The 21,152-nt window shown below is 68.7% G+C and carries 15 protein-coding genes and 1 pseudogene; 10 read left to right on the top strand and 6 right to left on the bottom strand.

Going from position 1 to position 21,152, the window contains the following annotated elements; all coding sequences use genetic code 11:
- Positions 1-9 precede the first annotated feature (9 nt).
- Both ACWGIU_RS01725 and ACWGIU_RS01720 read left to right on the top strand, forming a co-directional pair.
- Entirely contained in the window at positions 10-1,110 is a 1,101-nt protein-coding gene (locus tag ACWGIU_RS01725; RefSeq protein WP_453701717.1) for a hypothetical protein, read from the top strand.
- On the top strand, positions 1,107-2,489 hold the full coding sequence (locus ACWGIU_RS01720) for a replicative DNA helicase (protein WP_453701716.1): 1,383 nt from the start codon (positions 1,107-1,109) through the stop codon (positions 2,487-2,489). Before ACWGIU_RS01725 ends, ACWGIU_RS01720 begins: the two co-directional genes overlap by 4 nt.
- A 655-nt stretch (positions 2,490-3,144) precedes the next feature.
- On the opposite strand, the gene ACWGIU_RS01715 is transcribed toward ACWGIU_RS01720, so the two are convergent.
- The gene (locus tag ACWGIU_RS01715) at positions 3,145-3,447 is read right to left on the bottom strand and encodes a hypothetical protein (protein WP_453701715.1); all 303 of its coding nucleotides are present in this window, start codon (positions 3,445-3,447) and stop codon (positions 3,145-3,147) included.
- A 2,146-nt stretch (positions 3,448-5,593) separates the two neighbouring features.
- Between ACWGIU_RS01715 and ACWGIU_RS01710 the strand changes: the two genes are divergently transcribed.
- From ACWGIU_RS01710 to ACWGIU_RS01695, 4 genes are all read left to right on the top strand, one after another.
- Positions 5,594-6,001: a hypothetical protein gene (locus ACWGIU_RS01710; RefSeq protein WP_453701714.1), complete on the top strand. Its 408-nt coding sequence runs from the start codon at positions 5,594-5,596 to the stop codon at positions 5,999-6,001.
- A gap of 480 nt (positions 6,002-6,481) precedes the next feature.
- A complete protein-coding gene (locus ACWGIU_RS01705; protein ID WP_453701713.1) occupies positions 6,482-6,691 on the top strand; it encodes a DUF5988 family protein in 210 nt (69 codons plus the stop codon).
- Positions 6,692-6,814: 123 nt separating this feature from the next.
- Positions 6,815-8,131, top strand: a complete 1,317-nt coding sequence (locus tag ACWGIU_RS01700; protein WP_453701712.1) for a beta-ketoacyl synthase N-terminal-like domain-containing protein — start codon at positions 6,815-6,817, stop codon at positions 8,129-8,131.
- 249 nt (positions 8,132-8,380) lie between these two features.
- Complete coding sequence (locus ACWGIU_RS01695) at positions 8,381-14,695, top strand: type I polyketide synthase (RefSeq protein ID WP_453701725.1); 6,315 nt, start codon at positions 8,381-8,383, stop codon at positions 14,693-14,695.
- An 829-nt stretch (positions 14,696-15,524) separates the two neighbouring features.
- On the opposite strand, the pseudogene ACWGIU_RS01690 reads toward ACWGIU_RS01695, so the two are convergent.
- Positions 15,525-16,209 (bottom strand): annotated as a pseudogene (locus ACWGIU_RS01690) (transposase); the annotation flags it as partial.
- A 59-nt stretch (positions 16,210-16,268) separates the two neighbouring features.
- Here ACWGIU_RS01690 and ACWGIU_RS01685 point away from each other — a divergent pair.
- The 3 genes from ACWGIU_RS01685 to ACWGIU_RS01675 are packed head-to-tail and all read left to right on the top strand — an operon-like array spanning position 16,269 to position 16,896.
- On the top strand, positions 16,269-16,397 hold the full coding sequence (locus ACWGIU_RS01685; protein ID WP_453701711.1) for a hypothetical protein: 129 nt from the start codon (positions 16,269-16,271) through the stop codon (positions 16,395-16,397).
- Complete coding sequence (locus ACWGIU_RS01680; protein ID WP_453701710.1) at positions 16,398-16,544, top strand: hypothetical protein; 147 nt, start codon at positions 16,398-16,400, stop codon at positions 16,542-16,544.
- Positions 16,545-16,602: 58 nt separating this feature from the next.
- Entirely contained in the window at positions 16,603-16,896 is a 294-nt protein-coding gene (locus ACWGIU_RS01675) for a hypothetical protein (protein WP_453701709.1), read from the top strand.
- A 546-nt stretch (positions 16,897-17,442) separates the two neighbouring features.
- On the opposite strand, the gene ACWGIU_RS01670 is transcribed toward ACWGIU_RS01675, so the two are convergent.
- The 3 genes from ACWGIU_RS01670 to ACWGIU_RS01660 are packed head-to-tail and all read right to left on the bottom strand — an operon-like array spanning position 17,443 to position 18,367.
- Positions 17,443-17,766 (bottom strand): hypothetical protein, encoded by a 324-nt coding sequence (locus tag ACWGIU_RS01670; RefSeq protein WP_453701708.1) that lies wholly within the window; start codon positions 17,764-17,766, stop codon positions 17,443-17,445.
- Complete coding sequence (locus ACWGIU_RS01665; RefSeq protein ID WP_453701707.1) at positions 17,763-18,131, bottom strand: DUF6247 family protein; 369 nt, start codon at positions 18,129-18,131, stop codon at positions 17,763-17,765. Before ACWGIU_RS01665 ends, ACWGIU_RS01670 begins: the two co-directional genes overlap by 4 nt.
- Positions 18,132-18,169: 38 nt before the next feature.
- A complete protein-coding gene (locus tag ACWGIU_RS01660; protein WP_398566059.1) occupies positions 18,170-18,367 on the bottom strand; it encodes a type II toxin-antitoxin system prevent-host-death family antitoxin in 198 nt (65 codons plus the stop codon).
- 401 nt (positions 18,368-18,768) lie between these two features.
- Between ACWGIU_RS01660 and ACWGIU_RS01655 the strand changes: the two genes are divergently transcribed.
- Positions 18,769-19,623 carry a class I SAM-dependent methyltransferase gene (locus ACWGIU_RS01655; RefSeq protein ID WP_453701706.1) on the top strand — a complete coding sequence of 285 codons (855 nt, stop codon included), beginning with the start codon at positions 18,769-18,771 and terminating at the stop codon, positions 19,621-19,623.
- A gap of 719 nt (positions 19,624-20,342) precedes the next feature.
- Here the strand turns inward: ACWGIU_RS01655 and ACWGIU_RS01650 are convergent.
- A complete protein-coding gene (locus ACWGIU_RS01650) occupies positions 20,343-20,885 on the bottom strand; it encodes a GNAT family N-acetyltransferase (protein WP_453701705.1) in 543 nt (180 codons plus the stop codon).
- Positions 20,886-21,152 lie beyond the last annotated feature (267 nt).

Genomic DNA, 21,152 nt, shown 5'->3' with positions numbered 1-21,152 from the left:
TGGTGGCCAGTGAATGATGACTTCGGGAGCAGCTATCTGGAGCGCTCCTGGGAGGCGCCGGAAGACGTGATCCTTTGGCGTGAGTTGGTGCGCGCGCCGGGCTTGCAGCCGGAGGATCTCGGCGTGCTGGCGGAGTTGCTGCTCCGGGACCCTCAGCTTCCATCGACCATGGAGGCGATCCGCAAGGACCTCCAAGCCCGGGGCTGGAAGATGGGTAAGGACCGGTACAACGCGATCGCGGGCCGACTGACCAAGGCCGGCCACCTCGCCCGGATCTCCGTGTACGACGAGGTAGCCCAGCGCCCGACCTGGATCACTCGGGTCTACCGAAACCCGGCCAACAACCAGCAGTACATCGATCTCGGCCTCACCGTATCCTTGCAGGTCAGCACCGCAAAGCGGGAAACCAGCGATCCGGGGCTGGAGGCGGAACCCGAACCGCTGGAAACCCGCGTTTCGCCTGCTCCGAGGCGGAATACGGGAAACCCGCCATCCGGATCCGGATGGCGGAAAACCCGCGATCTGGAAACCCGCGTTTCGCCTGCTCGGAGGCGGATTGCGGGAAACCCGCGATTCGACGTCCTCCCCCCACTCCCCCCGGGGGAGGAGGATTCCTCCCCCCCCTACACCCTCACCGCAGGGTCCCTGCCATCGCAGCGGAAGGAAGCGCAGGAGTTCTCCCTTGAGGAAATCCGGTCTGCTGAGGACTTCCTGCAGCAGATGCAGCAGTGGCAGGCAGGGCTGGCGACTGCGCGCAAGAGCGCTCCGAAGCTGCTGTCGGCGATGCGAGCGCAGGGCTGGCCGGAGCTGACGGCTATGGACGACTGCCAGCGCCGGATGCTGGAGGACGAGATCTTCAAGAACACCACCGGTGCGGCTTCGTGGGTGAAGTGTCTGCCCCTGTGGGTGGCGGACCTGCGCCGCTACCGCGCTCCGGCCCCAGCACCAGCTACACAGCCGGGACCAGCGCCGCAGGACCTCGCTGGGCTGCGGGCGGTCTGCCCGGCATGCGATCAGTACGGCTGGGCCCTGGACGGCGACGACGACGGCCCGATGCGTCGTTGCAGTCATCCGGGCATCACGGTCAGCACCATCAAGGAGCTACCGTGAACGCTTTCGACCTAGACGTTCCCGCGCGGCAGCCGGACGGATCCATGGCCGCGAGCACTGAGGCCGAAACGGCTGTACTGGGCGCATGCCTGACGGCTACGCCGGCCTACGACCCAGTGGCGGCCGCCGCATCCGTCCTGAGTGACGGCGGTGACTGGTACCACCCTCACCACGAGACGATCTGGCGGGCGATTCTGGCCCTGCATGGCCAAAGCAAACCCACCGGTGTGCCGATGGTCGAGGCCGAGTTGCGCCGGAGCGGTGACCTGGAACGCATCGGTGGAGCCGTTCGGTTGTCGGAAATCGCCACCCAGGCGTGCACTTCTGTCGAGGCAGCGCACTATGCCGAACTCGTCCACGGCTACGCCCGCCTGCGCCGCTATCAGCAGACCCTACTGCGCGGAATGCAAACGGCCCGTCAGACCGACCCCGCTGCCGTAACCGACGCGATCACCGCGCACCAGGCCGAGCTGGAGCACCTCGCCGCCGACCAAAGCGTCGACAAGGGTCTCTTCGAACGGTTCGGCGACTGCCTGCAACAGCACCTGAACAGCCTGGAGACCGCGATTGAGGCGGCGGTCGTCACCGGACTCACCGAACTCGACCAAGCCCTCAAGATGCAGCCAGGGAACATCGTCGTGGTGGCCGGGCGGCCAGCCATGGGCAAATCGGCGATGACACTGGGCATCGCGCTGGCCAATTCCCATTCCGGTAGGACCACCCTCGTGCACAGCCTGGAGATGGGCCGCAACGAGGTCACCAACCGGGTGCTCGCCAACCGGGCCCGCGTCAACCTGCACCGCCTCATAGAGGGCGGGCCAGCCGTTACCGACGACGACTGGACGCGCATCGCCCTGCGCCTCCCCGACCTATCGGCACTGCCGCTGTGGATGGACTACACCCCCCGCGTCACCCCAGGCCTGATCCGCACCCGCATCAAGGCACTGTCCCGGCAGACCGGTCAAGCACCCCTGGTCATTGTGGACTACGTCCAGCTCATGTACACCGACCAACGCACCGCCCGGCAGAGCCCCTATGAACGTGTCAGCGAAGTGAGCCGCGAATTGAAGATCATCGCCGAGGAGACCGGTGCTGTCATCATCTGCTGCGCCCATCTCAACCGCGGCTCGGAACACCGGGACGGCAAGAAGCCGCAAGTGTTCGACTTGCGTGACTCAGGGCAGCTCGAGCAAGATGCCAGCGGCATCATCCTGCTACACCGCGAGGACGCATACGAGCCCGACAGTCCCCGCGCAGGGGAGAGCGATCTGATCCTCGCCAAGAATCGCAATGGCCCCACCTGTTCGATCACTGTCGCGCACCAGTTCCACTACTCCCGCCTGCGGGACATGACCCGTAGTACCCAATTATTCGTTTAGGGCCTCAAATTTCGTGGCCAAAGCTCACGAGCGATGGCCAAGCGATGACCTATCTGACGCAAATCTGAGACTGGCAGGTCAAGCCGCTCTTCATATGGGTGTTTGGGCTCCGATGCTGGTGCCTTGGTGGAAAGCTCGCTGACACCGTGGGCTCAGCATCGCCCTCCAGGCCCAACAGGACTACAGGCAGCGAGGGATCCCCGAACGGGACCGGCTGATCGAGTAGCATGTCCACCCCGGCCGAACCCTGCCCGACCCGCCAGGGAGACCGGCATGAGAACCGCGACAGGGCCCGATGAGCCCGTCCCACAACATCCCCTCCGCCCCCGCGGCGGAGCCAGCAACTACACCGCTCTCCGCACCTCCGACCGGGCCACAGACCTCCCCGCAATGCTCAAATGGCACGACTATGAAGCTGACCCGCTTCGACGAGCGCGCCGTCACGGCAGCCCGGAAGATTGCGGCTGAGTTACACGGCGCCAAAGTCCAACAGCAGAGGGGGAAGACGACACTGAACACAAGCGTGGACGGGATCGAGTGCCAGCCTGTCTGCGCAGAACGGAGGCCAGACGGTGATCTCCCTCCATCGTCTCGAGATGGCGGGATCGGCGGGCGGGCGGACTGGGTTGGACGTTGGCAACCGCCTCTGACCGGTCTACAGGGCGAAGTCGCTGCGGCGGGTCCAGCTGGCGGGGTTGCGCCAGAGATCGGCCTTGGCGGCGGGCCAGTCCATCTGCCATCCGGGCCGAAGCCCGCGTGCTCCCCAGCCGTCCGGCTGCACGTCTGGGATTGCGAGTCCGGCCACGTGCGCGGCGAGCGCGGCGTCGTAGACCTCCTGCGCGCGACGCAGAGCCGCGGCCGGGGAGTCCGCGACCCCAGTGAAGACGTGTAAGCCGCGCCGGGCCGGGTCGGTGGTGTCGTGTATGGGGACGTCGACCACATGGATGCGCGGGTGCATGACGTCCAGCTCCTCTCGATCTTTGGTGGTATGGACTGCCGCGACCACCCCGGCCTTTGTCAACAGGGGAGACCGGGGCCAACGCGGCGTCCTTCACGCCAGTGGGGCCGGGCCAGAGCTCCGGGTGGGATGTGATCTGGCGCTGGCGCTGTGGAGGGTGCTGCGACGCGCGGCGATGCCGTCGTCTCCGCGCGGTGATCGGTAGGCGCGTCCTTGCTACATATGCGAGGCCGTCCGCCTGATGAGCGCTTCACCGCCGTGGCGCGCTGACAGCGTGAGGGTCGAAGGTAAGCACCCAGGCGCTCGGCTCGACCGATCGCTATCGGAGGTGAGCGCGTCGGCCTCGGGTGAGCGTCGTGAGCGTCACCGGTGCCCTCGGCGGTCGGTCCCTTGCTTTCAGGGTCTCTTCATGCGCGGCGCCTGCCTGGCAGTCCCGGTTGTGTTTCGCCCGGCCGGGGAGTTGCTCCGGTCCGCCTTCGCAGGTGGGAGCCGGCGCAACCACTGGGTCTTCGGTGAGCGGTGGTATGTCAGGCTGCTCGTGTGCTGTCGGCGAGGCGATGGTGCCGTGAGCGGGCACGTGCTCCGATGTGATGGGGAAGTCGCGCGTCGAGCCAAAAGGGGCCGCGTCAGCCGGTGCTGGCCGGTACCGGCTGACGGATCCAATGCCCTCTCCCAGGGGGTACCCATTGCGGCAGCCCACGCTCACCACAGCGGCCGGCAGTGGCCGACGCGCGCAGCCGCTCCCCCCGGAGAGGCTGGGCGGCCCACCGGTTGGATACACTCCGTTATCCTTGGACTGGCATATGACCGCAACAGTGGACAAAGGACTGTCACCCGGATGGCGTAGTTCGGCTCATTGGGCTGTTTGTCCGGATGCCCATGCCGGATGCGGGGTCGACGCGGGCGGGCGTGGCAAGAGCACCCGGGTTGTGAAGTTGGCGTTCGTGAGGTCGTGCCGTACCCGGAAGCGTCACACCGATCGGGTGGTGCGGCGGCCGGGGCGTTGCTGCCCCTCGCTCTGACGTCGTGGGACCTTACTATTCCGCTGGAGCGTCCGTCGTCCGAGAACCTGGGCACTATGCGGGGCTCGAGTCGCGAAAGCCCAGAGGCTGTATCAATGAAACACACCCGGCCGGCTTGCTGGACCGTGATGCGAGGCCCTGGGCGATGGCCTGCCCGGCGCGGGATCGCAGCTCGACTACGGCGTCCACCAAGGCAATCGACCGGTCCGTCGAGTTCACTGACCCGCGCCCCCGCCGGGGGACATAGCCATCCCTACTGTCCGCCTGTACGCGTTGTCCAGGGTGCGCCTCCTCGGTACGCGCTCGAGCGGGCGCCGACCTCGTCGCGTGCCCACCGGGAGCGTTTGCCGCCACGAGGCGCCCCCGCTGTGCGGACGAGGTGATCGAGGTTTGCGCACGAGGCTGGACGGGAGGGAACGCCGCAGCTTCCACGATCTGCTCGTCGAACTGCAGGGCTCGGTCTTGGCCGGCTGCCTGGTGGGCTGACCACTACCGCGCCCGCCACGTTCAGGGGCAGGTCCGCCCGGCTTGACGTCGCGACGGACGTACTCTGCGCTGTAGCCCCACCCGCGGCCGCGCCGCGCAAGCCTGAGCGCGACGCCCACGGCGGTCGCAACCGACGGCGGGTGACGGCAATCCCGGCGACTCTACTGGGGCGTGCTCGCCCGATCGTCACTGGGCTCGGGGCTCGGGCCAGCACCAAACAACGTCCATCGGCTCGGGCGGCACCCCACGGCCGACCGCGGCTACGAGGACCCCCGGCCGGGACTACGGAGCGCGACCGCATGCACGTCGCGAGCGGGGCACGAGGGTGCTGCACGTGTTTCTACAGGTGCACCTGCGGCGTGAGGGGCTTGCCAGTGCGTCCATTCGGGTGATGTGGGGGGAGCACCCCTAGAGATGCCGTCCGACGTGGGTGCTTACTGATTGCGAACCGGCGGGTCGCCCATCCCATCTCCGGGAGCTCGGTTGCGACCCGTTCCGTTCGTTATTCCCGGCAGGTGAACTGCTGGATGATCAGGGCGAGTTCCAGTTCCCACAGCAGCTTCTGGACAGAGCGGGATGCCACTCCCGTCGGTCGCCCTTGCAATCAGGCGCGTTCATCACCCTCCAGGGAGTTCATCATGGACCGTTCCCGCCTTGCCGCCGCTACTGTCACGGCTGCCATAGCGTTGGCCGCCGCGGTGGGCATCGCCCCCCTTGCCGCTGCGGCTCCCGCCGCCGCGGCCGCCTCGGCCTGTGTCAACGACCTCGAGGCCGCCCAGGCGACCAACGACGCGGCGATCGCTGCCGACCAGGTCAACGACACGGCGACCGCCCGCACCTACAACCTGGCCACCGCCACCTCGCTCGTCGCGGCCATGGGTGACTGCGCCGGGCAGCCGCCCGTGGTGGGAGCCAACGTCCTCACCGCCTCCTCGAGCAACGCGGTCGCCCTCGTGTACAACCTGCTGGGCGCCTCGGGAGCGGCTCTGGCCTCTGAGCAGGCGACCGCGTCCGCGCTCACCCAGGCGCTGGCTGTCGCGACCTGACGGATCGCAGGCCGGTACCACTGGCCAGGGCCACCTGCCTCTCCACGCCGGCGGCGGCGGGACTCCGCCTCGCCGGACCACAAGGCGGCCCTTCCAGCCGGCCACCCGCCGCGGGGGTGGCCGGCGCGGGCGACGCGGAGAGCGCGCCCCTCATACCAGGGGTGCGAGAGGCGTAGGCAACCGCGGTCGGTCCGCGGACAAAGCGCGGGGAATTCGGTTCCGGGGTCGACGCTTGGCTCCTTTCCTCACACGAGAAGAGGTCACTATGCTGGTGTCCCATTTCTACAGGTCCTTGTCCAGGACCTGTTTCATGGTCTCCCGGTGCCTGATTCCCGGACGCGCCTTCTTCCGTCCGTGATGAAGGAGTAGAAGCCGCCACGTGCGGCGGAATGTGCGGCCACGAAGCTCAGAGCCGACAACAGTAGAGGCCGGGTAGGAGTGGCGTTACCCCGGGTCGCCACCTCGACACAGGAGCCGGATATGCCTGAAATGATAAGCGTGATGCTTACCGGAGGGCCGGACTGGGCTCCCGACGTCTGGGAAGTTCAGTCAGTGGAAGACGAGCCGAAGGTCAAAATCCTGTGCGGGAATGCCTACGAGCATTTCGAGTTCTCAGGATTCTGCGCCGGACGTGAAGGTGAGCAGCGGCCGGTGTACCGCTGGTGCTGCCGCACCTACGTGGCCGAATAGGCCGGCTGGTCGGCGAGGAAGACCAACGGGCCGAGCTCCGGCACGATGACCCATCGTAGCCGCCCTTGACTGATCCTGAAGGGGAATCCCGATGAAGAATCCATTGTCACCTGCGGGTGACTCATGACCAGGCGGAACAGGCGACGCGGGCGGGACGCCGTAGTCACCGGAATCGGACTTTGCCTTCCAGGCGCCCAGTCCCCGGTCTTCACCGCCGACGAACTCTGGGAGGTGGCCAGCACCGGAACGTCGCGCCTTGTCAAAAAGGGCGTCTACTACGGCAGTGTGAACCTGTCGAAAGAAACGTTCGAGGAACGAGTGGTCGGCGTTCCCGACTTCTTCTCCCGCCATTACACGAATGCCCATCGCTTCGGGCTGGTGTCGCTAGCACAGGCGTGTGCGGACGCGGGGCTTGATGTGCACCGTGATCTCGAAACGGCCGCCGTCCTGGTCGGCCGCGGGGGCGTGGATGCAAATATCGACAGCTACCTCGCCGTCCTACGGGCCGACCCCGCGACCCTCCCCGTTGCCGAGGCGATGGAGATGTTCGTCGCGGCGGAGCAGTCGGTCACCCCCTCGGACGTGGCTCTGGTCCAGGGCGCGCTCACGCGGTCCAAGGGCGCCAACTTTACTGTGTCGTGTGGCTGCGCGTCCTCCGCCCTTCAGATCGGCAATGCCCAACGCATGATCGCCTCGGGTGAGACCGAGATCGCCGTGGTGACCGGGGTGGACGTCTTCAGCGTTCCCCTCATCCACAACATCCAGCGTCTGCTGAGCGGAGCCCAGCAGACGTACGACGCCATGCGGTCCCAGGACATGCCCACCCTCCTGCCGTCGTTCGAATCCCTGATGCGTCCTTACGACCGGCGCGCCGACTGCATCAACCATGGCGAAGGGTCCGCCACCATCGTCCTTGAGAGCCGAGAGCACGCCTTCGCACGGGACGCTCGCCTCTACGGCCAAGTCCTCGCTCAGGCAACCACCCGGGACGGGCTGGCCAATCCGCTGGCCTGCGACGACACCGGAAAGGCGCTGGTGTCCGCGGTGCGGCGGTGCCTCGGCGACACCTGGGAGATCGACCAGGTGCCCTATGTCCACGGCGGCAGCGACGGCAACGTGGTGGTCACGACGTTCGAGGCCAACGCCATCAGGGAACTGTACGGTCCCGCGTCACGTGATCTGCTCATGTCCTCCCAGGAAGGCTGCTTCGGCCACAACGGTGCACCCGCGGGCTGCCTCGGGGTGGCCCTCACCCTGCTGATGATGAACCACGGCCAGGTATGTCCCACCGCCAACTGCGAGGAACCTGCGGACAACCTCACGTTCGACCCGGTGCCGGGGACGGCTGCTCGTTCCCTCGACTTCGACTATGCCCTGAGCTTCAACTACCAGGTCGGCGGAGTGAAGAGCGCCATCCTGTTGGGCAGTCCCGAGGTCTGAGGGCTCCCCGGCCAGACCCACTGAGCTCTCGCGGGCCGTCACCGATCCGAAGCCGGCGGCGGCACCGGGAGCACGAAGTCCTCTCAGTTCCCCGTGATTCGGCGCGGACGCGGCCCCGAGGGACGTCTCCGCCTGCGGGCCCGCCCTTCCCCCGCGCCCAGCCGTGTGGCACCTCCATCTCCTCGAACTCCCCAAGCTCCTCGAACCACATGCATCCGCTTTTCTCACAAGGAGACTCCCGTGGTGGCCATGGACAAGCAACCCTCTCGCCCCGCACACGGGCCCATCGCCGTCATCGGCATGGGCTGTCGGCTTCCCGGAGACGTTGACTCACCGGCCGCCTTGTGGAATCTGCTGATGGAGGGCCGTGAGGCGGTGGGCCCCCCTCCGCCCGGCCGCGATGCGCCCGCACCGGCAGCCAGCATGTCAGCCGACGCTCAGGCCCTGCACCGGCGGGGCGGGTACCTGGCCGACGTTTCGCGGTTCGACGCGGACTTCTTCGGCGTCTCCGGGAGAGAAGCCGACGTCCTCGACCCCCAACACCGGCTCCTGCTGGAGGTTGTGTGGGAGGCCCTGGAACACGCCGGTCTGCCTCCCGACCGGCTCGTCGGCTCCCGCACGGGTGTTTACACCGGTCTGAGCTACAACGACTACATGGACCAGCTCGTCGGTTCGCCCCAGGAACTGGAAGGTTCCATCCTGACGAACGGTCACTGTGTGGCCGCAGGGCGCATCTCCTACCTCCTGGGCCTGCATGGCCCCAGCATCGCCCTGGACACCGCCTGCTCGTCCTCACTGGTCGCCTTCCACCTCGCCTGCCAAGCACTGCTCCGCGAGGAGTGCGATCTGGCGCTGGCTGCCGGCGTCAACCTCATGCTCACCCCACGCACCACCCAGTCCTTCGCCAGGATGGGCATGCTGTCCCCGACCGGACGCTGCCACACCTTCGACGCCGCCGCCGACGGATTCGTCCGCGGCGAGGGCTGCGGTGCCGTCGTCCTCAAACGCCTGGCCGACGCCCGCAAGGACGGCGACCGTATTCTCGCCGTCGTCCGCGGGTCCGCCGTGAACCAAGACGGCCGCTCCGACGGCCTTGCCGCCCCCTCGCCCACTGCCCAGCAAGCCCTCTACCGCACCGCACTCGCCCAGGCCAGCGTCGACCCGGCGCAGATCTCAATGATCGAAGCCCACGGTACGGGCACCCCGGTGGGCGACCCGGTCGAGTTCACCAGCCTGGCAGCCGTGTACGGCAACGGACTCGCCCCGTGCGCCCTTGGCTCGGTCAAGACGAACCTCGGCCACCTGGAGCCCGCCGCCGGCATCACCGGACTGATCAAGACCGTCCTGTGCCTGCAGCAGGGGGTCATCCCGCCCAACCTGCACTTCACCGGCTGGCACCCGGCGATCACCGCGGACGCCACCCGCTTCTTCATCCCGGTCGAACCCACCCAGTGGCCCGGGCGGCAGCCGGTCAGGCTGGCTGCGGTCTCCTCATTCGGCTTCTCGGGCACCAACGCCCACGTGATCCTGCAGCAGCCACCGCGGCCCAGCCGCCGCGCCGCACTGCCTGCCCCGCGCCGACCGGAGAACGCGCCACCCGAGGTGATCCTGGTCGCGGCCGGATCCCACCGCGCCCTGCCAGCCGCAGCCGGTCGCCTGGCCGACTGGCTGGAAGGAGCCGGTGCACGTGTGTCGCTGCGGGACGTGGCCCACACCCTGGCCCTGCGCCGCAGCCCCGGACGTGGACGCCTCGCGATCGTGGCCCGTACCCGCGCCGAAACCCTGGAGGCACTCCGACTGTTCGTCGCGGGCCTGCCCCATCCGGCCCTCGTCTCGGGCACAGCCGATGTCACCGCTCCTCACCAGCCGGTATGGGTCTTCTCCGGACAGGGCTCCCAGTGGTCCGGAATGGGCCGCCAACTCCTCGCGTGCAACGCGCCATTCGCGAAGGCTCTGACTGAAGTCGACGCCCTCATCCGGCAGGAGGCAGGGTTCTCCGTCCTGGAGCTGATCCGCGCGGATGAACCCGTATCCGTAGGCCCGCGGATCCAGCCAGTGCTCTTCGCCATGCAAATCGCGCTAGCCGCAGCCTGGCAGGCGCATGGCGTGCAGCCCGCTGCCGTCATCGGGCACTCCATGGGAGAGGCAGCAGCAGCCGTCGTGGCCGGAGCGCTCACACTCAGCGACGGGGTCCGCGTCATCTGCCGCCGCTCGGCACTGCTGGAGCGGATCACCGGGTCGGGCGCGATGGCCAGCGTCGCCCTGGACCAGGCCACCGTGGAGGCCGACCTCGCTGACGCCGGGGCCGACGCCGTCTGCGTGGCGGTCCTGGCCGCGCCCCGCACCACGGTCGTCTCCGGCGACGCCGACCAGATCGCCCACCTGATCGCGAAATGGGGGAAGCGCGGGATCCTCGCCCTGCCGATCGCGGTCGACGTCGCCTCCCACAGCCCCCATGTCGACCCTCTCCTGCCCGATCTGCACGAAGCTCTCCTCGATCTGAGCCCCCGTGCGCCCCGCATCCCCTTCTACTCCACCGTGACCGAGGACCCGCGGCACAGCCCTCTCCTGGACGCTGCCTATTGGTGCAACAATCTGCGCCAGCCCGTCCGCTTCCATGCCGCCGTCGCCGCCGCCGCCCAGGACCGCCACCAGATCTACATCGAGATCTCGCCCCATCCCGTGATCACCCAGTCCCTCACGGAGAGCCTGGCCGAACTGACCCCGGAGGCGCTGATCCTGCCCTCACTGCGCCGCGGACAGGACGAAACCGCCACCATGCGGACCCAGCTCGCTGCCGTCCACTGCGATGGCGGCACCGTCGACTGGGCCCACCTGTACGGCGATGGCTGCTTGACAGACGCTCCCACCATCACCTTCGACCGCACCCGCCACTGGACCTCCGGCGAGCCACAGCTGACCGACGCGGGAGCCCTGCCCGGCCGGCACACAGAGATCCCCGGCGAGCCGACCCGCCACACCTGGAGCGCCAGCACCCCCACTCGCCATCTGCCCTGGCTCAACGACCACCGCGTCCACGGCACTGCCGTCCTGCCCGGCGCAGCATTCTGCGCCCTTCTGCACACCGCGGCCCGAACCACCCTCAACGGTGACGTCGCGGACATCGAGATCACCGACATCGCCTTCCACGACCTGCTACGCCTCACCGACGACACGGAAATCAGCACTACGCTCACCCTTGCCGCCTCCCAGCAGGCCACCGGCGAAATCCACTCCCGCGAGCCCGGCGGGTCCTGGCAGCTGCACGCCGCGGCAATCGCCCACGGGGTGCCCACACCCCAGCCTCCCCGTGCGGCCTCAATCCCGGCGCTCGACCGGAAGCACCCCGTCACACTGGATCCGGCCGCCCTCTACGCCGGGTTGCGTGCCTGCGGCCTCGAACACGGACCGGCCTTCACCGGCATCACCAGGCTTCACACGAACAACCAGAGGAACAGCTTCTGGGCTCGCATCGAACTTCCACCCACCGCCCGTACTCCCGAGCACGCCCTGAGCTTCCATCCCGTCCTGCTCGACCTGTGTCTCCAACTGCTGGTCGCCGGAGTCGGCAACGACAGCGCACCCGCGCCCATCCTGCCCGTACAGATCGGCGCTCTGCGGATCCTGGGCGACCTCTCACAGGCTGTCCACGCGCACGCCTGGGTCACAGAGAACACCGCGACGACCCTGGCCGGACACGTACGTGTCCTGGACACCGGCGGCCGACCGGTCCTAGCCATCGACGGCGCGCGCTTCGCCCGCCGCGCACCTGCACACGACACGGCCGTCGACCAGTGGTTCATGGAACTCGGGTGGCACCACGCGCCCCGCTCCCACGCCCGGCAGACACCGCCCGGGAACTGGCTCATCGTGGGTGAGGGCGACGGCGAGGCCGAACGCCTGGCGGCACTCCTGCGGGACGCCGGTGCCCACGCGGAGGTTCGAGAGACACCCCTGAGCAGGGAGGGGCTCGCCGCACTGGCCGACGTCTTCCGCAACCACCTGGCCGCCGGAACGGGACCCTGGCGCGCCGTCGTCGTGTTGTGCGGCACACCCTCCGCCGACGACAGCGACCCCACTCACGGCGCACAGCAACGTGCCAGGCGACTGCTCGCCTTCGCCCAGGCCGCCGAAGACCACGACGGCACGTGGCGCCTGTACACCGCCACCCGGCACGCCCGTGCGGTCACCGCGGACGAAGCCGGCCACCCCGCCCACAGCACCGTACGCGGCGTCGCACGCGTCCTTGCGATCGAGCACCCGCGCCTACGGCCCACCCTTGTCGACACCGATCCCGGAGCGCACGGGCTGCGCGCGCTGGCCGATGAACTCCTCGCCGACGCCCCCGAAGACGAAGTCGCACTGCGGGACGGCACCCGATACGTGGCACGCATCGACCGGGCCCCCGTCACCCACGCCGAACGCACCGCCAATACCACCCGGGTCGTCCGATACGGCGAGGACGGGTTCCGCCTACGCGTCGGACGTCTCGGCGATCTCGACAGCCTCGAACTGGTGGCAACAGGCCGTCGCCACCCCGGCGAGGGAGAGGTCGAGGTACGCGTCCAGGCCTCCGGGCTCAACTTCCGCGACGTCCTTACAACCCTCGGCATGCTCGGCTCAGAGCCTGCCACCCCATACCGCATCGGTTTCGAGTGCGCGGGGGAAGTTACCGCCGTGGGAGCAGGCGTGGACCACGTCCGCGCCGGAGACACCGTCCTTGCCGTCCAGCTCCAAGGCGGCACCTTCGGCTCCTTCATCACCGTTCCCGCCACCGCCGTCATCCCCGTCCCGCCCGCCCTCACCCCCGAGACGGCAGCAGGACTGCCCACGGCATTCCTCACCGCCTGGTATGCACTCCACCACGTCGCACGGCTGGCCCCCGGTGAACGCGTCCTCGTGCACTCGGCCAGCGGCGGCACCGGCCTGGCCGCCATCGCCGTCGCCCGCCTGCTGGGCGCGGACGTCCTGGCCACAGCCGGCACCGAAGAGAAACGACGCTACTTGCGCGGCACCGGAATCCGCTGCGTCATGGACTCCCGCACCCTGGACTTCACCGATCAGACCCGCCAGGCGACCGGCGGCGAGGGAGTCGACGTCGTCCTGAACTCCCTCGCCGGCCCCGCCGTCCGCGCCGGGCTCGAAGCACTGCGCCCGTTCGGCCGCTTCGTCGAACTCGGCGTACGCGACATCATGGCCGACGCCGCCCTCAAACTCGCCCCGCTGCGCCACAACATCACCTTTGCCACGGTCGACCTCATCGGGCTCCAGCAGCAGCGACCGAAGCTGTTCGGCACGCTTCTGCAGGAGGTCGCGGACCACATCACCGCAGGGCGCCTCAAACCGCTGCTGTGCACCCCCTATCCGCTGGATCGGGCCGCGGATGCCTTCCACACGATGGCCGGCGCCCGGCACATCGGCAAAATGGTGCTGACCGTCCCCGATCGGGGAGAGACCACCGCCATCCTGCCGGACGGGCCTCCCGTCGTACGCCCCGACAGCGCATACATCGTCACCGGCGGCCTCGGCGGTCTTGGGCTGGCCACGGCACGCTGGCTCGCGGAGCAGGGAGCGGGCCGGATCGTCCTCAACGGCCGCCGGCCACCTTCGCTGGAAACCGCGCGCGTCGTCATGGACCTGCCCGGTACCATGATCGTACTCGGCGACATCTCTCGGCCCGACACCGCCGAACGACTCGTGAAGGCCGCCACCGAAGGCGGTATGCCGCTGCGTGGGGTTGTGCACTGCGCCATGGTCCTCAGCGACGCCGCCCTGAGCACCATCAGCGACTACCAGCTCAAGCGGGTGTGGGCCCCCAAGGTCACCGGGGCCTGGAACCTCCACCAGGCCACAGCCGCACAATCCCTGGACTTCTTCGTCTTGTACTCATCCATGAGCTCCCTGCTCGGCAACGCCGGACAGGGAACGTACGCAGCCGCCAACGCCTGGCTCGACGCCTTCGCCACCTGGCGCACCCGGGGCGGCCTGCCCACGCTGGCAGTCAACTGGGGTCCTTGGGGCGAGACGGGGCAGGCCACCGATTTCGCCGATCGCGGCTACGAGACCATTCCCACCCGCGAGGGGATCAAGGCCCTGCACACCCTGCTCGCCCATCAACGGGTCCAGACCGCCGTAATCCCGGGCCCGCCGCAGACTTGGATCCCCCGGACGAGCTCCGCCTCCAGCCTCTTCGCCCTCCTCGCACCGGACGACCTCCCGGCTCTGGATGAGCCCGAGTCCGGCGGCCCTGGCATCCGCTCCCGCCTCGAAGCCCTGCCCGCCGGCATCGCACGCCAGACCGCCTTGGAGACCTACCTCGGCGACCACATCCGGGCCATCCTGCGCACCGGCAGCGCCACGCTGGACCCGCAGACTCCTCTCAAGGCCCTCGGCTTCGATTCGTTGCTGGCCACCGAACTTCGCGTCCGCCTCGAAACCGAACTCCCCGTCCGCCTCGCCGGGAACTTCATCTGGCAGCATCCCACCGTGGCCTCCCTCGCCACCGCCCTCGCCGCCCTTATGGGTCTGGCACCAGAGGCGAACCTCACCCGTTCCGACGCCTGACACGGCGCCGGCTCGGGCGACGTCGTCTCGACACGACCGTGAGCGGAGGGCCAACGACCTTCCCGGACCGACACAACCGCCTTTTAGCATCGTCACCACGGTCAAAGGCGACCCCGATGCGTTCCGACGGAACGCCCCTCCATTGGGTGAGGTTGGCGTCAGATCCTTGCGGCATATGCCGCAATGCTGAGTCAATGGAGTATCCAACCGGTGGGCAGCCCATCCCTCTCGGGGGGCGTGGCACTGATATAGCCTGCGGCTCTCTGCTGGTCAGGGAACCCTTGGCGTACCAGGGTTGCGATGGGCCTCCTCGAGGGGTGTTGGATCGCCGGTCGGTGCCGCTCATGTGGCACCGACTGGTCGGTCTCTGCCACCGTCCCGCGCTACGGCCGGGTCTCATCGGCGAACTCGACGCGTTGATGACACGCCGCTTCCGTCGAGCCGCCGCAATCACGACCTCTGCGCGCATCGCCTTGGCCGGCTGTGCAATCGGTATAAACCGAAGGTCGAATCCCGAAAAGGCACAAGCGTCGGTCCGGAACGCGCGGACGCCGATGCGAGATTGCACCGACGGTATGCGCATGCGGCTTGCTGCCCGGCGTGCGCTCCTCCATACAGGTGATGAGTGGAGTTGGCGTCTTATCAACGATTCACTCGTATGGGTCGCTGGATGCAGTGAACCGGTGGGCCGCCCATCCCATATCCGGGGGATCGTCGTAGTGGCGGTGCCTGCCTGTTCTTCATTCGGGCGTGCGCAGGAGCACTCCGCGAACCCGCAGCCTGGTCGAACCGCTCGCTCTCCCATCAAGCGGCTCCCATCAATGCCGGAGGCGCCCCTGCGGGTCAGCCGCGGGTGGAGACGGTCCCATGCCTGTGCTGTCGCTTTCCCGTAGCGGCGGGTGTTGGTGACCGTCACCGCCTGCTCGGCGCCCCAGGTTTCGGAGGCGCCGAAGACGAACTCGCCGCCGTGCTTGGGCGGGTGCCCGCCCTTGCGGTCGTAGACGCGAGGCGGGGTCGGCCGACGCATGACCCGGTCCGAACGTGTCCGGCCCAGGATCTCGACGGGCAGATCGGCCAGGAAGTGGGCGATGCGGGGCGCGTCGTATCCGGCGTCCAGCACGATCAGGATGTCGTGGTCCCCCGGGGCCCACTGGCCGGCATCGACCAGGCGCTCGACGACTTCGCGGACCTGGGCGATGGTGACTCGCAGCGCCGTCTGCGCCGGGGCCGAGGCGGACGGCGTCCAGGATCGCGGTCCAGGAGGTGTGGCCCGTCTCCAGCGCAGCGACGAACGAGTACGGCCAGCCGGGGATCATCCGGTGCTCGTTCTTCCCCCGCCCGTAGGTGTGGCAGAACGAGCGGTCCGGCGACGTCGCGGCGTCCGGCCGCAGCCACGGACTGACGTCGACAGCCAGCACCACACGGCCGTCCGCGGCCTTCGGCATCGGCAGCCCGGCCAGAGACCGCCGTAGCCGCGACACATCAAGACGGCCCCGGTTGAGAGCGCGCCGCAGAGCGGCGGAACTGGAACCGGCTCAACAAGGAACAGCAACGCCAGCTCGCCGAACACGGCGTGACCAAGGCCCCACGCACCCGCAAGGCGGCGGCGAAGACGGCTACAGCCACAGGGCCGCGCGCCGGCGGCGAGGCGTTCCAGAAAGGCCTCCAGGCCCTCCAGCAGTACATCCAGCGGGAGGGCTGAATGCCGGGGCGCGGCGCCATCGAGCAGCTCCCTGGCGGTCCTTACCGGGTGGGCATCTGGATCGGGAACCAGAAGGCCCGCCGCGACCGGCTCGACGCCGAGCAGCTCGCCGCGCTCGCCGAACTCGGCGTCGACTGGGCGCGGTAGGTGAGACAGGCGAAAACCTCATGGAGCCCGCGGACGATCTTTTGAGAAGATCCCCACTATGCCGAGTCCCACCGCAGAAGAACTTCTCGCCTCCATCAGTGGGCTGTCCCCCGAGCTGGCACAGCAGGCAGCCGACCGCATCGATGAATGCAGAGCCCTCCTCGCGGCAGGCACCGACATGGACGCCGTCCAGCAGCACCTGAAAGACCAGGGCGTCCCCCTCATGATCGCCGTGCTCATCACCACCAGACTGATCGGCGACCACCCCAGCAAACTGAAAGCTGCACGAGAAATCGTCGAATCCAGCCCAGCACACACACCCGACAGTGCACTGAGCAGGCCACGACACTGACCGACACCTGCATGCTGGACTCCTGCAGCGGACCATCCCCGCAGGCGCGGGATCGACCTCCTGAAGTGCTTCTTCCTCCGGGAGGACCTCGGGCATCCCCGCGGGCCGAGGTCGACCTGCTGGGCGCCGCCGGGCTCGGCACGGCCGACGGACCATCCCCGCAGGCGCGGGGTCGACTACAGGTTCGGGTATGCCGGAGACTCAGACTCCACCCGGACCATCCCCGCGGGCGCGGGGTCGACTCGTTGATCGACGGGGCGAAGCGCGACATCGTCGGACCATCCCCCGAGCGCGGGGTCGACGTGCCGGTGCTGGTCGAGGCCCCTTCATGTACGGACCATCCCCCGGGCGGGGTCGACCGAGACCGAGTCGTACATCCGGTTCCAGGATTCGGACCATTCCCGCGGGCGCGGGGTCAAACGTCGGACCATCCCGCGGGCGCGCAGGTCGACGACAGGACGGTCCAGACCAGGTCAGCGCCGGTCTCTACGCCCGGCCAACCCACTCTCACATGGGCCAGGGCGCGTTGCTGGTATGGACGCACGGTCAGGCCCAGAACGTGTCGGTGACGGTGGTTTGAGGGTCGGCATGGCGGCGGACGAAGGTGAAGATGAGCCAGCCGCGGCCACCGGCGAGGTCGGCGATGTGCGGACCACCCGGACTGGTCGAGGCCAGCGGGCGGACGGTGATCCAGTGCGGCAGTGACACGTCGGCGTCGATGCCCCGGTAATAGGGATCCAGGGCGGTGATCAGCTCGGCGCGGGCTGACAGGACCAGCTGCTTGCCGTCTTGCGGCATGTTTTCGAATTCCTGGAGCGCCTCTGCCGTCCAGTCCATTTTCCAGGGCGGGAGTGGGAGCTCATCGGTCACCGGCCGGGCTCCACCCCGGCCGCTTGGCGGCGTAGTCGGCTGTACTCGGCCAGGAGCCGGGCGGACTCTCCCGGGTCCTCGGACTTCGCGGCGCGGGCTTCGAGGTCTCGCAGGTGGGCTTCCAGTCCTGGGTCGCGGGCGATGGCGTACTGGGTCCACCACAGGCGCATGAAGGCCGGTACCGGGGTGAGGTTGAAGGCGTCGCCGATCGCGCGGCGCCAGTGGGCCTCGAAGTCCGGCAACAGGTGCGGGGCGTGTTCCTGGATGGCCAGGCGCAGGGCCTGCGGGGTGCGTTCGGGCATCGGCGGCACCTGGCGGGGCTTCTCGCCGCCGGGGCCGTCGAAGTGAATGGGCTGCGCTGTCATGGCGAAGGGACTCCTGGTCTGCCTGCGGTCCGGCCCTTTCAGGCGGCGTTCTGGCCGGCGCCGGGGGCCGACGGATGCTGTGCCATGTACTGCTCGAACCACTCGGCCGGCACCAGGTAGGCCAAGGTCTTGCCCTTGCGGGTGATCGCGGCAGGCTCCCCCGCGATCCGGGTGCGGTCGAGAATCTCACCCATCTGCTTGCGAAGGTCGATCGTCGTGTACGTCTTCGGCTCCATCCCCCCAACCTACCCCAACTATCATAGTTGCGATAGTTCGCCTCCACGCACACCAACCCCTGCCGGACACATCGCCAACGGCACCCTCGAACCATCCCCACAGACGCGAGGGCGACGCAACCGCTCTCGTCCAAGTCCGCACCCGCGGACCATCCCCGCCGACACGGGGTCGACGTCCCGCTGGAGCTCGGGACTGATCTTCTCCTCGGACCATCCCCGCGGGCACGGGGTCGACGCGAAGAAGACCGGGGAGACGGTCGCCTGTTCGCCCTCGACGAGGGCGGCCGGGTCCTGGGGTGGGCCGCCGTCGCGCCGGTGATGTCCAGGAAATCGGAGGCGCCACTACCCGCGCGTCTCATACCCTCGGCCCGCACCGACCCGTCGAAATCACCAAGGACTTTGTGAATCACTCCGATCTCCTCGCCAAGGCCCCTTCGCTCGCGGCCGGCATGGCCGCCGCCGATCACAGCCCAGACATCCAGCTGTCCCAGACTCGTCACCGCGCCGCGCTCGTGGCGAGCTGGCACATCGCACCAGGCTCAACCGTCCTCGAGCTGGGCTGCGGCCAGGGCGACATGACCGCCGTCCTTGCAGAGGCGGTTGGGCCCCAAGGGCGCGTGGTGGCCGTTGACGTGGCCGCACCCTCCTACGGGGCGCCGGTCACGCTCGGAGAATCGGCAGCGCGGCTAGCGGCGGGCCCACTCGGGCCACGCATCGACTTCCGCTTCGGCACCGACGTCCTCGACCCATCAGTCGACTTCCCCGAAAGCACCTTCGACCATGTGGTGCTCGCACATTGCTCCTGGTACTTCACATCACTCGGACAACTGCGAGACACGCTGGCCCGAGTGCGGCCGTGGGCGCGGCGACTGTGGTTCACCGAGTGGGACTTGACGCCTGCCTCCGACGACCAGTTGGCGCACCTGCTCGCCGTGCTGATCCAGGGGCAGACCGAGGCCGCAGGATCGCATGGCCAGGGCAACGTCCGCACACCTTTCTCCCGTGAGGGCCTGCTGCGGCTCCTGCCTGAGGCCGGCTGGACGGCCGACGGCAGCAATCCGGTCAATACCGAAGAACTTCAGGACGGCGACTGGGAAATCGCTGCTTGCCTCGACCTGGTGGGAAGGGATGAGCGTCTGGCCGCGCTGCCCGAGCCGGTGCGACAGCTCGTCCTTAGCCAGGCCGACGTTCTCCGGGCCATCGCCAAGCCGCACGGCAACCGCGCGCTCGCCGCGTATTCAGTCACCGCGCGCTGACATACGACCCCAGCGGCTGGCCCGGTCAGAGTGCAGTGAGACCGACAAATGTTCGCCCACCTCCGCTTCCAGGCCGGGGATGTGGAAGGTGTCGGGCGAGCCCTCGGCCGGACCCAGGTGCCGTGATCAAGGTCCAGCAGAGCATGTACGGCCTCCGCGTCGCCATCGGCGAAATGGAGGAAGAGCAGGAGTAGGGGGCGGTGAGCCGCCGGCTGGCGCCGCTTTCCTCGGACAGCTGGGGATGGCCCGCTCGGAGCGTCGGCGCGCGCAGCGTCGGCCGGGGTGCACCAGCCGGACCATCCCCGCGGGCGCGGGGTCGACACTTCTGAGCTGTGGTTTTGTCGGCCCAGCTGGTTGTTCTCATTCAGTTGCTTCGGGGCGGAGAGGACCATCCAGAGCAAGTCGACAAGCTTTCATCCGGCACGGTGTCACCACGGCATCTTTCCGACCCCCGCGTACCGGAATCCCTTCCGGCGAATCCTGAAACCAACGGGGACGGAAGCGTGGTGCCCGGTCACCCCTCCTAAGCGGTCAGGAGCAGGAGCATGGCCTCGGAGCGGGTGGTCCCAAGCGCGGGGGCCACCGCCTCGGCCGGCATACCGTCGTCGCACAGCGCGCCAGCGGGCCTCCGGGCCGATCCGGGCGGCGATCCGCTCCAGCACATCCGCGGCACGCGGCGCGGCCAACGGTGGCGTCCGTCGGGCACACCGTTGGCGCGGTCAGGCCCGCCACTCCTCCCGGAGCATCCCGAACAGCACCTCGTCGTACCGCTCACCCGCCAGCAGAACGGCGGCCCGCCGCCGTCCCTCCTCACGGAAGCCGAGCCGGGTGAACGCCCGGACGGCCCGCTCGTTCCCGCTCCAGGTGTCGAGCTGGAGCCGGGTCAGCGGGAAGCTGCCGAAGAGGTGGCAGACCAGCAGCCGCATCGCCTCGGAGCCGTGCCCCCGGCCCCAGAACTCGCGCTCGCCGATGGTGATCCCGAGCGTCGCCACCCCTGCCCAGGGGTCCAGGTCGCGGTAGTCGACCGTGCCGATCACCCGGCGGTCCGGCAGGGACTCCACCGTGAACACCGCCGACTCCCGCGGCGAGAGCATCAGCATCCGTTCGAAGAACAGCCCCAGTGCCTCCCGCGTGATCGGGCCGAAGCACGGGTCCCCGGCGGAAGCCCAGCGGACCACCTTGGGGTCGTTGCGCCAGCGCAGGTGGTGCTCCGCGTCGTCGGCGCGCAGTGCGCGCAGCGCGACGAACTCTCCCTCGATCACGCCGTGATCCCCTCCCCGTGACGGCCGACGGCACACCGTACCCACTGGTGATCACTGGGGCCACGCATTTTTCGAGCCGGAGCGGTGTCGCGCTGCGGCGGCCGGCGCCGCCGCCTGCGGGCACGAGCCCGGCGGGGCCGCCGGCCTGCCACCGGAACGGCTCTTCCCGCAGCAGGACTGCTGCCTCGGAGGCGGCTTTCGCCTGCGCCGGGCACTCCTGTGCCAGGAGGCGGTGACCTCCACCGCCTCCACGAGCGCGAGGAGCGG

Source organism: Streptomyces sp. NPDC054840, assembly GCF_053611065.1.
Note: the sequence above shows the minus strand (reverse complement) of the source record. Positions and strands in the feature narration are given on the sequence as shown.